This window comes from Sphingobacterium pedocola (assembly GCF_015209965.1).
GTDB lineage: Bacteria > Bacteroidota > Bacteroidia > Sphingobacteriales > Sphingobacteriaceae > Sphingobacterium > Sphingobacterium pedocola.
On the sequence record NZ_MU158692.1, the window covers coordinates 195,780 to 207,977 of the forward strand.

Sequence of the window (12,198 nt, forward strand, 5' to 3'; positions counted from 1 at the left end):
CTTTCTTATATATCGAGAATTAATTTAGCAAATCCGCCAGCTTTTCATCTAAAGCTGCTCCTCGCAAATTGGAAGCGACAATCTTTCCTTCTTGGTCCAATAGATAGTTTTGAGGGATCCCACGAATGGAATACAATTTCACCACATCAGATTGCCAACCTAAAAGATCCGATACATGTGACCACTGCTGTAATTCATCGTCTGCAATAGCTTTTACCCAAGCGTCTTTTTTACCCGGATTATCCAAGGACACACCCAAGATTGTAAATCCTTTATCTTTATATTTATTATAAGCAGCCACTACAAACGGGTTTTCATGTCTACATGGCCCGCACCAACTCGCCCAAAAATCGACTAGGACATATTTTCCCCGCAGGGATGAAAGAGACAAATCATTCCCGCTGGTATCAGGCAATGTAAAGTCTGGAGCCGTTGCCCCTACTGCTAATTTACGCATCCCTTCTATCTTTTCTGTGATTGATTTGCCTTTAGCTGAGTTTTTAAGATCAGTAGATAAATTTTGAAATGCAGGTTCGAAGCTTGCGATAGTTTCAGGGGTAAGCATCTCATCTACTAGGTTTAACGAGATATAACTTTTAGGGTTATTCTTTATAAACTGTTCGTTTAATGACGTCTGCAATTTATAAAGTTCTCCTGCCCGGCCTTGTAATTCCGCAATGTATGCTTCATCTTCCTTTTTCTCCGGCGAAGCAGCTGCATATTCAGCGTTAAGCGCTTTGAAACCTCCTTCAACCTGCTTCAGTTGCTCTTTATAAACCGTCATCTCTTCGTTAAGAGCGTTTCCTGAAATCGTAGCATCTTTTAGACCTGTCCCTGCTACGTTAACAACACCTTTAGAAAGGTACAACGAATTAACATCGGGATTTTGTAACTCGCGAAGCGGAAGTCCGTCTGGAGAAAGAATCAGGTAGGCCTGTGTAGGTTCTTCTACCGTTCCATTAAATTTAAACTCACCATTCGTGATAGCTGCAGAATCTACTAACCGTTGACCCTTATCAGCATATTGCATATATATCTTAGCAGGTGAATTAAAAGATCCTATTTTGCCTTTTATCGTATAGTCCTCCTGAGCAAATAATAGAGACGGTACTAAAGCCGCTCCTAATAAAATTAAATTCTTCATATTATTAAACTGTAATTTTTCACTATTTATTGTGTTACCATCGGCCACTTGCTCCACCGCCGCCGAAGCCTCCGCCACCGAAACCACCGAAACCACCACTTCCTCCGCCGAAACCTCCGCCTCCAAAGCCTCCTGAACCACTGGAGCGACCACCGCCACCCGCTAATCCATGCAATAAAGCCCACCAAAATAGATCGGAAGTTCCTTTACCATCCATCATGCGCCCGCCTTTATTCTTACCACCGCCGCCACCTCTAGAGATCAGTGCAATAACGACAACAACGATAATAATAACAAACAGTCCGCCGCTACCCTTTCCCCGAGAATCCCCTTTTTCTTTAGAATCTGCCTTATATTCACCTTTGGTATATGCAATGATGGAACTCGTTGCCGAATTTAAACCGTCGTAGTATGCGTTGCGACGAAAATTTGGCTTAATATCATTTTCAATGATTCGGAAGGCAATGGCATCAGGCACAGCACCCTCAATACCATATCCTGTCTGAATGGTAACAGCCCGATCCCCGAGAGCTGCTAAAACCATAACGCCATTATCATACTTTGATTGTCCTACACCCCATTTTTGAGCTAGTCGTACAGCGTAATCTGCTATATCATACCCGTTAGTAGAGTTTATTAAAACAACGGCGATCTGAATAGACGTACTATCTTCAAAGGCGAGGAGCTTTCGTTCTAAATCATTTACCTCACTGCTACTTAATGTATTGGTGAAATCGCTTACCAATTTACTCGGCGCGGGCGGTAAATCCTGACCAAATAAAGGAGTAAGATTTAATCCGATAAAAAGTAGTACAGCAACAGTCGCCTTTTTCATGCAATTAGTGCTTTCCAAAATATATGTCGTTAGGAAGTTCGTTAATGTCATCTTCTTTTCGAGGAAAAAAATGCTGTAGTTGATCTCCAGCTTCGTGAATACCTTCAATCAGGCCATTTACATAATCTCCATTTCGAAAAAAAGAAATCATTTTCTCCTTGGTACTTTCCCAAAACTCATGTTGGACATGTTGATCAATCCCTGCATCACCTATGATCGCAAATTGATGATCCGCTACCGCGAGATAAATCAACACGCCATTCCGAAGTACGGTGTTATGCATTTCCAATTCCTCAAAATACTGTTTTGACTTGGTAATAGGATCCACATCACCTACAGTATTCTCTACCACTACCCGGATTTCGCCTGATGTTTTGTTTTCTGCCAAACTAATGGCGTGAACTATTTTTTCCTGTTCCTCTGCGCTTAATACTGCCATTTTTAATCTTTGATTCGCCCTTCTTCCTATCCCTATAAAATGCTTTCTATCTTCTAAAATGAAACTGTCGGTGCTTTATCAGCTCCTTCCGTCGCTGCAAATGTCCCCTTGGCCTTAAAACCAAAAATACCAGCCATGATATTATTCGGAAAACTTCTAACCGTTGTATTATAATCCTGAACTGCTTCATTGTAAGCTCTACGTTCTACCGAAATACGATTTTCAGTGCCCTCCAGCTGTGCCTGCAATTCCTGAAAATTCGAATTAGCTTTCAGATCAGGATATGCTTCTACACTCACCAATAAGCGACCAATGGATTGAGAGAGTGCATCCTGCGTTTGTTGATAATTCGCAATCGCCTCTTCCGATAAATTAGACGGATCAACTGTCACCGAAGTAGCTTTAGCACGTGCCTCTACGACTGCTGTTAGCGTATTTTCTTCATGTTCAGCAGCGCCTTTTACCGTGGCCACCAAATTCGGAATCAAATCTGCACGACGTTGGTATGCATTTTCAACCTGAGCCCATTTTCCTTTTACATTTTCATCTTTTGAAACCATTGTGTTGTAACCACAAGAACTAAAAGAAAGGGCTGTAAACACTCCCGCTAAAGCGACTAATAATCTTTTCATGTCTAATTTTTCAAACTATATTTGCCTAAAAATACAAATAAAAGTTAAGACAATGCAAATGCTAAAGACTGTTTATTCTAAATTTTAACTTAATTATTACCTTTGTATGTTCTGGGATAAATCCCCAGCAGCTACTCATGCAAAAAGAAATAGAATTAGCAATCGTTCCTAATTTCATCAACGATGAAACCCATATTATAGAACTAGGAGCTCAAAAATTAAAACTCGACAAAAAGCAAATCAAAGGCATTCACATCCGCAAAAGATCCATCGATGCGAGGAGCCGCCAAGTTTTCTACCGCATACGTGTCGTTTTTTTTATTGATGAAGAGGTGACCGTGGATGTATTCAGAAGTAACGTTAAAAATGTCAAAGATGCCACTCCCGTTATTATCATTGGAGCAGGCCCGGCAGGACTTTTTGCGGCATACCGTTGCATAGAACGGGGATTAAAACCTATTCTAATCGAGCGCGGAAAACCCGTGCAAGAGCGTCGAAGAGATTTGGCAACAATAAATCGAGAGGGCTTGGTAAATCCAGAATCCAATTATTGTTTCGGTGAAGGTGGCGCCGGAACCTATTCAGACGGCAAACTATACACACGCTCAAATAAACGTGGTGATGTACATAAAGTGCTGTCCATATTCGTCGAACATGGAGCTACACCAGATATACTAGTCGACGCCCGCCCTCATATCGGCACAAATAAATTGCCCCACATTATTGAAGGTATGCGCTTACTTATACTCGAAATGGGCGGTGAAATACACTTCGATACGAAGGTAGTTGATATTAATGAAGCTTTTGGCAATGTACAAGGTGTAAAAACAAATAGGGGAGAAACCGTAAATGCCGAGCATGTAATCGTGGCCACTGGACATTCTGCAAGAGACATATTTGAGCTATTCCGTCAAAAAAATTGGTTACTAGAAGCAAAGTCTTTTGCCTTAGGTGTGCGCATTGAGCATCCCCAAGAAATCATTGACAACGCGCAATACCATTGCACTATACGCCATGAAAATCTCCCTCCTGCTTACTACAGCTTAGTAGAACAGGTAAACGACAGGGGAGTATTTTCTTTTTGTATGTGTCCCGGTGGAATTATCGCCCCCTGTGCAACAAACGATGGTGAGATCGTCGTAAATGGATGGTCCCCTTCCAAACGTAACAATCCACATGCTAACTCGGGAACAGTCATCCAAATCAATATAGACGACATCCCTAACGCCACCAATAACCCGCTTGCTTTATTGGAGTTTCAGCAGCAAATAGAACAAAAAGCTTTTCAACTCGGAGGAGGTAAGTTAGTCGCTCCAGGACAACGGATGGTAGATTTTGTAGAAAATAGGGTCTCTAATAATTTGCCAACCAATTCCTATAAGCCAGGTACCCGATCAGCTGATTTAAAAGAAGCGTTCCCGAACTTCGTGCATAGTGCCTTAAGAGGAGCCTTACCCATTTTCGGCAAGAAGATGCGTGGCTATTATACAAATGAAGCTATCTTAGTAGGTGTTGAATCCCGCACGTCTTCGCCTGTTCGTATTCCCCGAGATAAAGACACACTACAACATCCACAAGTCCGCGGCTTATACCCGTGTGCAGAAGGTGCAGGATATGCCGGAGGCATTGTTTCCGCGGCTATTGATGGCATCAACTGTGTAGATGCTATACAACTTTAATCACCCGTTATCTCTTCTATTCAAAACCTAATAAAAAGGGCATCATCTTATCCATTTATAAGGTGTTTACAAGGTAATGACAGGGGGTTTACAGGGGGTTATAGGGGTAAACCCTATTAATACCCCTGTAAACACCATACTATTTATATCTATATACCTAGTTAATAGAGAAGTTAGTTACTTATTGATCGGGAGAAGGAATATAGACCATCTAATTTTTAAAATACTATTGACAGATAGCAAACGATATCGTAACTTTGTAACGCAATCAGCGAAAGTAGCTCAGTTGGTAGAGCACAACCTTGCCAAGGTTGGGGTCGCGAGTTCGAATCTCGTCTTTCGCTCATAAAATGCAAAAGCCTTCGAAAATTTCGAAGGCTTTTCTGTGAACTTTAGGTTTCAACGATCCAAAAAAAAGCGCTTAAGTCTTCACTTAAACGCTCTTCGCTAAAACTATATTAAATTATTTTCTTTCCAATCCTTTTGCAACAAGGTCTTCGACGTATTTACGTACTGCCTCATTAGAAAAACGGGAGGTGACATCAAATGCGAATGCATGAACCAATAAAATACGGGCGGATTCTTCACCGATACCACGGGCCCTTAAGTAGAACAATGCCTCATCGTCAAACTGCCCCATCGTACAACCATGTGAACATTTAACGTCATCTGCAAAAATCTCCAATTGTGGCTTAGTGTAAACCGTCGATTTATCACCAATCAACATATTATTATTTTGCTGAAATGCATTTGTCTTTTGAGCATCTTCGCGCACAAAAATTTTACCGTTAAATACTGCAGTTGAGGAATCTTGAGGAATGTTTTTGTACCATTCATATGATTCGCAATGAGGTTTCAGATGATCCACAATCGTGTGGTTATCTGCAAACTGATTATCTGACAACAAATTGATACCATATAAATGCGATTCCACATTTTCAGCATCTAATCGTACATTAATGTTATTACGTACGAACGAAACTCCTGGAAAAGTACAGTTATAATTATTATACAAGCTGTATTGGTGTTGATACACTTCGGTATGGTTGATATAACTCCCGGTATCAGCGGCCAACTGCAGATAATAATGTTGCACTTTTGCATTTTCCTCCAATACAATTTCAGTCACCTTATTATGTAGATTTTCTGCTGTACCGTCCAATGTAATGAAAGATTCGATAAACTCCACTTCTGCATTGGCCTCTATTACAAATAAATTACGCGTTTGGGAAAAGAATGACGTACCTCCAGTCGCAACGTGTACAATTTGAATGGGTTTAGATACCACTTTATTCTTTCCAACGGACAGATAAATCCCAGATGTATATAAAGCGGTATTCAGAGCCACTAAAACATTGTCGGTTTTATCCGCATATTGTGCAAAATGTTTTTCAAATCCGTTCTCTTGAGCGGCATCTTCAATTGATCTTACTGTAACTCCAATTTCATCTTCCAAAGAAGAAAATGCCATCACATATTGACCATTGATCAACACGATACGGTGTGCATCCAAATTAGGAATATCAGCTTTACTAAAATCAATATCTGCGATATCTACATCTTCGTTCAATAAATATGTTTTATTGACAAGATTTTGAATGTTTGTATATTTCCAGTCTTCATTTTTTACAGTTGGGAAACCTTCTTTCTCAAAACGATCAAACGCTTCTTGACGTATTGCTTTAAGCGTTGTCGGTTCATTTGATGATTCCAATTCTTGGAAAGTTGACTTCAACTGTTGGAATAAAGAGTTTGCTACTAATGTACTCATGTTATTTGTTATCAATCCGCTCATTACCTTAATTAATTATCGTAAAACCGATTAGGCATTTTGCGCATCTAATTCTTTTAACCAGTCGTATCCTTTTTCTTCTAATTCTAACGCTAATTCCTTCGTACCCGTTTTTACGATACGGCCATCGTGTAGCACATGTACGAAATCAGGAACAATATAATCCAATAGACGTTGATAATGTGTGATAACTACAAAAGCATTGTCTTTAGAACGCAATTCGTTTACGCCTTTCGCAACGATACGTAATGCATCAATATCCAATCCCGAATCTGTCTCGTCCAAAATTGATAACTTAGGATTTAACATCGCCAATTGAAATATTTCATTACGCTTTTTCTCTCCACCTGAAAAACCTTCGTTCAAAGAGCGATTAGCTAAATTTGCCGAGAACTCGACTAATTTTTGCCGCTCTTTTACCATTTGTAAGAATTCTTTCGCTTCCATCGGAGGAAGGCCTTTGTATTCACGAATATCATTTACTGCCGTTCTCAAGAAGTTGATGTTCGAGACGCCCGGAATCTCCACAGGATATTGGAATGCCAAAAACAAACCCTCCCGCGCACGATCTTCTGGAGAAAGATCCAATAAATCTACTCCATCCAATAAAGCTGTCCCGCCTGTCACTTCGTACGAGTCACGACCTGCTAAAACGTTGCCTAATGTACTTTTTCCAGCACCATTGGGGCCCATTATGGCATGAACTTCACCAGCTTTAACTTCTAGATTTAGTCCTTTTAATATTTGTTTGTCTTCTACAGACGCGTATAAATTCTTAATTGATAACATTTTTTTAGTATTGAGTATTGAGATAGGGATAAGAGACGCTTTCTCAATGTTTCATTCATTATTTTAATTAACCTACAGAACCTTCTAATGAAATTGCTAATAGCTTTTGCGCTTCGACAGCGAACTCCATGGGCAATTGATTTAATACTTCTTTGGCATAACCGTTTACGATTAACCCCACTGCTTTTTCGGAATCAATACCACGTTGGTTCAAATAGAAAACCTGATCTTCTCCAATTTTGGAAGTTGTCGCTTCATGCTCTAATTTCGCCGATTTATTTTTACTTTCTATATACGGAAATGTATGCGCTCCACAACGATCTCCAATTAACAAAGAGTCACATTGTGTGAAATTACGCGCATTATCGGCATTACGACCAATTTTCACCAACCCGCGGTAACTATTATGACTATTTCCGGCAGAGATTCCTTTAGAAATAATTTTTGACTTCGTGTTTTTACCCAAGTGGATCATCTTCGTTCCCGTATCCGCTAACTGCTTATTGCGCGTCATCGCTACAGAGTAAAATTCACCGACCGAATTATCACCTTTCAAAATTACGCCTGGATATTTCCAAGTAATAGCCGAACCTGTCTCAACCTGAGTCCAGGAAATTTTGGAATTGTCTCCTTTACATATCCCACGTTTGGTTACGAAATTATAAATTCCGCCCACTCCATTTTTATCGCCCGGATACCAGTTTTGAACCGTTGAATATTTAATTTCTGCATCTCTTTGTGCGATCAGTTCGACTACCGCCGCATGCAATTGATTTTCGTCACGCATTGGCGCAGTACAACCCTCAAGATAAGACACATACGATCCTTCATCCGCAATGATCAAGGTTCGTTCAAATTGCCCAGTATTCTGTGCATTGATACGGAAATAGGTAGATAATTCCATAGGACAATGTACGCCTTTTGGAATATACACGAACGAACCATCGGAAAATACAGCAGAATTTAATGCGGCATATACGTTATCTGTTTGCGGAACTACTGTTCCCAAATATGCGCGTACCAATTCAGGATATTCTTGAACGGCTTCGCCAAATGAACAAAAGATTACGCCCTTTTCTTTTAACTTTTCACGGAAAGTCGTCTTTACTGAAACCGAATCGAAGACGGCATCTACCGCTACAACACCCGCTAATATTTTTTGCTCGTCTAAAGGAATCCCTAATTTAGCAAACGTAGAAAGCAGCTCCGGATCAACCTCATCTAAACTTTCTAACTGCTTTTTAGGCTTTGGTGCTGCGTAATAAGATAAGTCTTGAAAGTCAATTTCTGGATTATCAAAGTTTTGCCATGCAGGCATTTTCATTGTTAAAAAATGACGAAAGGCTTTCAATCTCCATTCTAATAACCATTCGGGTTCATTTTTCTTTGCAGAAATCAGGCGAACAGTATCTTCATTCAACCCCCTTGGTGCAATATCCATCTCAATATCGGTTGTAAAACCGTATTTATATTCCTCTTGCTCCAGCTCTTTAAGTAATTCGTCGTCTTTGGTACTCATAACTCTTTCCCTTTTTTTATCTGATTTAAGCCATAGCCTAACCCCATTTCGGACAACAAAGTTACGACTTATCCCTTAATAAAACAGTATTCCTTGGTGGTTTAAGCAGATTTTTGACGAAATTTATGCTAAAAGTCATTTCTTCTAATGATAGACCCATTTTCACTCTATTTATTATGACATAAAAATGATCCTAAATAAGATAAATCTATTCAAACTTATTTTAGAAATAGATTTTAGTGATAATCACGTTTTTAGATTCTGACTTGACGTATTCAACGCGATTAAAATTGCATATAAAAGCAAATTTATCTAAGTTTACATACCTTTGATATCATTAATGGGCAATATGACATATCAACTTGATAAATTAGATTTAAAGATTTTGCGGTTGTTACAAGAAAATGGACGCATCACCAATCTTCAATTGGCTACGAACATCGGGCTTTCGCCCGCTCCTACCTTAGAGCGTGTGCGCAAATTGGAAAATGGCGGATTTATCAAAAGTTATCATGCTTTTGTTGATGAAGAGATGTTGGGTCTCGGCATTAAATCTTTTATCCAGATCTCTTTGGACTTTCATACGCATAATGCTATTCCCGAATTTGTGGAAGCGGTAAAATCCATCCCTGAAGTAACGGAATGCCACCACGTTACCGGCAATTGTGATTTTATCTTGAAAGTATATGTTAAAGACATCAAAGCATATGAGGCTGTTATCATGGAAAAGATTTCGAAGATACCTTTCGTTAAAACCTTTCAAACCATGATGATCATGTCCACATCTAAGAAAGAGCCTATCATCCCATTAGAATACTAACCATTCCTATGCTTAAAAAAAAATCATCCTTTAAAGACTTTGCAATTATCCTTACTTGGCCAGATGCCACAATAAGGGGAGATGAAAAATGGATGATGTTTTTCAAGAAAATCGGGATCGTCAAAAATCTAAATTTTAAAGTTGGCCATACCGGCATAGTGCTCGTAAATCATAAAAACGGCGAAATGTTGTTTTATGATTTTGGTCGTTACATCACGCCAAGAGGGTATGGTAGAGCACGGTCAAAATTTTCTGATCCACGATTGGAAATCAAAATTAATGCGTCGTTTCAAAACGATGAGATCATAAATCTATCTGAGATTATTGGTCATTTTGAAGAGCTTAAACCAGCTATGTATGGAGAAGGAAGGGTCTATTTTTCGGTAACGGAAAACATTGATTTTCAATTAGCAAAGAAATATGGTGACAGTTGCGTAGAAGAAGGAACCTTTCCTTACGGCGCCATAGCTAGGAACAACAATAATTGTTCTCGTTTCATCACTCGGATGCTTATGAGAGCTTCCTCGAAGTACCATTTTTGGCATGGGGTTAACATTCCAGAAACTATAAAAGCTAGCCCGATTAGCAATGTAGTAAATACAGCTAAAAATAGAATGGTGTATTCGTTTACTCCTGGAGAAGGATTAAAAAACTTTAGAATGAACCGTTGGCAATCGTTTTGGTTTTTAGTCAAACAATTACGAGATAATGTTTACCGCAACAAAGCCAATCTCCTACCCAATGACCAAATAATTGGAGCGGTAGATTTTCGATCAAAGCCGATTGTAATTCCCAAGGACGCGATGTATTTAGGAGGTGTAGGAGACGGTGCTTGGTACGCTATTAAACCGACAGACAAAAATAAGCTTACTATAAAACGTTACACTTCATTAGGCGAGCTGGAGTATATTGTAATTGGCAAAAAAGAAGAAGCTATTGATTTCAACAAACCCTGGAAAGTGGTTTATGACAGTCATCTTCTATTTACGCATCTCGAGCAAGAGGGAATCAAATACAGAATCCATCATATCGAGCGAATTTCGATTACGAGTCAAATGTATAAAGACACCACAGAATTGTATGCCTAATCAATCTGCCAGTTTATCGGCTTCTTCCCTTGGCTGACAAGGTATGTATTCGCTTTCGAAAAATGCTTACACCCAGCGAATCCGCGATATACGGATAAGGGCGATGGATGTGCTGACTTTAGAATAAGATGTTTCGACGAATCAATAAATACACTCTTCTTTTGGGCGTATGAACCCCACAGTAAAAAAACCACTCCTTCTCGCTCTTCAGCGATTTTCTTGATTATTGAATCCGTAAACTCTTCCCAACCCATCTTTTGGTGGGAAGCTGCTTGATGAGCCCGGACGGTCATAGTTGCATTCAGTAGTAGAACTCCCTGTTTTGCCCAATTGGTTAAATCTCCCGTTGTGGGATAACGAAAGCCAGGAATATCAGAAACCAATTCCGTAAAAATATTTTTTAGTGATGGAGGAAAGGCAACGCCTGCTGGTACAGAAAATGACAAACCATGAGCCTGTCCATCGTTGTGGTAAGGATCTTGTCCCAATATCACAACTTTAATATCCGGAAAGCTGGTAAGTTTGAACGCATTAAAGACAAGTTCTTCAGGAGGGAAAACTTTATGCTGTCTACGCTCTTGCTGAACAAAAAGAGATAACCTTTTCACATACTCTCGAGCGAATAGGGGTTTCAATATTGGAGTCCAACTTTCGTGATATTTAGTGTTCATACACTCAAACTTAGATAAAATACGTCGCATTCGCTAAAATCGAACAGAAAAAATATTATTCGTAATTTGCCTTAATGCGCAATTGTAATCGCGTTGCATATAACGGAGAAGGTTCAATCTCCTCTCTGCCTTTGACAATTTATTTATAGAAAAAGACAATTTTACATTTTTATCACGTAAACATGTTGGATAACTTCGCAATTTAACGGATATTTGTATGTAAATTAGAAGAAGAGAGATGTCAAATTTAGTGCGCATAATAATTAGTAGTCTTTTTTTGGCGGGAACCGTTGCTTTGTTTTGGTTCGGCCATTGGGGATGGGGTATTTTAGGTATACTGGTCACTATCCTAGCTTGGGTAACAGTTTTCTTTAATGAAAACATGCTTATTGCGCAGTGGTATTTTCGAAAACAAAATATCGCCAATGCGGAAAAGTGGCTGAACAAAATTAAAGATTACGAAAAACAGCTTATTTCGGCTCAACGAGGCTATTATCATTTGCTTCTAGGCCTTATCGAGTCACAACGTGCGCCCATGCAATCTGAAAAATTCTTTAAAAAGGCATTAACTTTAGGCTTACATATGGATCATAACGTTGCATTAGCAAAATTAAGTTTAGCGGGCGTAATGATGGCTAAACGGAATAAAAGGGAAGCCGAAAAATTATTACAGGAGGCTAAAAAGGCCGATAAAAACAAATTGCTCGCTGATCAGATCAAGATGATGAAGGAACAAATGACGATGATGGACAAACAACAGTTTAGATATTCAAGATAAAATTAAGGCTAA

The 12,198-nt window shown here is 39.3% G+C and carries 12 protein-coding genes and 1 tRNA gene; 5 read left to right on the top strand and 8 right to left on the bottom strand.

The annotated features are described in order from the left end of the window. Nucleotides 1-19 precede the first annotated feature (19 nt). The 4 genes from C4F40_RS19020 to C4F40_RS19035 are packed head-to-tail and all read right to left on the bottom strand — an operon-like array spanning nucleotide 20 to nucleotide 3,050. Complete coding sequence (locus C4F40_RS19020) at nucleotides 20-1,297, bottom strand: AhpC/TSA family protein (protein ID WP_231390140.1); 1,278 nt, start codon at nucleotides 1,295-1,297, stop codon at nucleotides 20-22. Beyond that, entirely contained in the window at nucleotides 1,179-1,979 is an 801-nt protein-coding gene (locus C4F40_RS19025) for a TPM domain-containing protein (protein WP_196941005.1), read from the bottom strand. The genes C4F40_RS19020 and C4F40_RS19025 overlap by 119 nt, the downstream gene beginning before the upstream one ends. A 4-nt stretch (nucleotides 1,980-1,983) precedes the next feature. Then, complete coding sequence (locus C4F40_RS19030; protein WP_196941006.1) at nucleotides 1,984-2,418, bottom strand: TPM domain-containing protein; 435 nt, start codon at nucleotides 2,416-2,418, stop codon at nucleotides 1,984-1,986. 53 nt (nucleotides 2,419-2,471) lie between these two features. Continuing rightward, a complete protein-coding gene (locus tag C4F40_RS19035) occupies nucleotides 2,472-3,050 on the bottom strand; it encodes a LemA family protein (RefSeq protein WP_196941007.1) in 579 nt (192 codons plus the stop codon). A gap of 137 nt (nucleotides 3,051-3,187) precedes the next feature. Here C4F40_RS19035 and C4F40_RS19040 point away from each other — a divergent pair, with 137 nt between their 5' ends. After that, complete coding sequence (locus C4F40_RS19040) at nucleotides 3,188-4,729, top strand: NAD(P)/FAD-dependent oxidoreductase (RefSeq protein WP_196941008.1); 1,542 nt, start codon at nucleotides 3,188-3,190, stop codon at nucleotides 4,727-4,729. Between the two features lie 271 nt (nucleotides 4,730-5,000). Continuing rightward, nucleotides 5,001-5,073, top strand: a tRNA-Gly gene (locus tag C4F40_RS19045). 119 nt (nucleotides 5,074-5,192) lie between these two features. Here the strand turns inward: C4F40_RS19045 and sufD are convergent. The 3 genes from sufD to sufB all read right to left on the bottom strand — a co-directional run bounded on the left by sufD (nucleotide 5,193) and on the right by sufB (nucleotide 8,829). Further along, nucleotides 5,193-6,500: a Fe-S cluster assembly protein SufD gene (sufD, locus tag C4F40_RS19050; protein WP_196941009.1), complete on the bottom strand. Its 1,308-nt coding sequence runs from the start codon at nucleotides 6,498-6,500 to the stop codon at nucleotides 5,193-5,195. Nucleotides 6,501-6,551: 51 nt separating this feature from the next. Beyond that, on the bottom strand, nucleotides 6,552-7,310 hold the full coding sequence (gene sufC / locus C4F40_RS19055) for a Fe-S cluster assembly ATPase SufC (RefSeq protein WP_196941010.1): 759 nt from the start codon (nucleotides 7,308-7,310) through the stop codon (nucleotides 6,552-6,554). A gap of 67 nt (nucleotides 7,311-7,377) precedes the next feature. Then, on the bottom strand, nucleotides 7,378-8,829 hold the full coding sequence (sufB, locus tag C4F40_RS19060; RefSeq protein WP_196941011.1) for a Fe-S cluster assembly protein SufB: 1,452 nt from the start codon (nucleotides 8,827-8,829) through the stop codon (nucleotides 7,378-7,380). Nucleotides 8,830-9,178: 349 nt separating this feature from the next. Between sufB and C4F40_RS19065 the strand changes: the two genes are divergently transcribed. Together C4F40_RS19065 and C4F40_RS19070 are read left to right on the top strand one after the other, a co-directional pair. Beyond that, a complete protein-coding gene (locus C4F40_RS19065) occupies nucleotides 9,179-9,649 on the top strand; it encodes an Lrp/AsnC family transcriptional regulator (RefSeq protein WP_136901767.1) in 471 nt (156 codons plus the stop codon). 8 nt (nucleotides 9,650-9,657) lie between these two features. Next, complete coding sequence (locus C4F40_RS19070; protein ID WP_196941012.1) at nucleotides 9,658-10,737, top strand: DUF6695 family protein; 1,080 nt, start codon at nucleotides 9,658-9,660, stop codon at nucleotides 10,735-10,737. On the opposite strand, the gene ung is transcribed toward C4F40_RS19070, so the two are convergent. After that, nucleotides 10,734-11,408, bottom strand: a complete 675-nt coding sequence (gene ung, locus C4F40_RS19075) for a uracil-DNA glycosylase (protein WP_196941013.1) — start codon at nucleotides 11,406-11,408, stop codon at nucleotides 10,734-10,736. The genes C4F40_RS19070 and ung overlap by 4 nt on opposite strands. 238 nt (nucleotides 11,409-11,646) lie before the next feature. Here ung and C4F40_RS19080 point away from each other — a divergent pair, with 238 nt between their 5' ends. Then, on the top strand, nucleotides 11,647-12,186 hold the full coding sequence (locus C4F40_RS19080; protein ID WP_196941014.1) for a tetratricopeptide repeat protein: 540 nt from the start codon (nucleotides 11,647-11,649) through the stop codon (nucleotides 12,184-12,186). Nucleotides 12,187-12,198 lie beyond the last annotated feature (12 nt).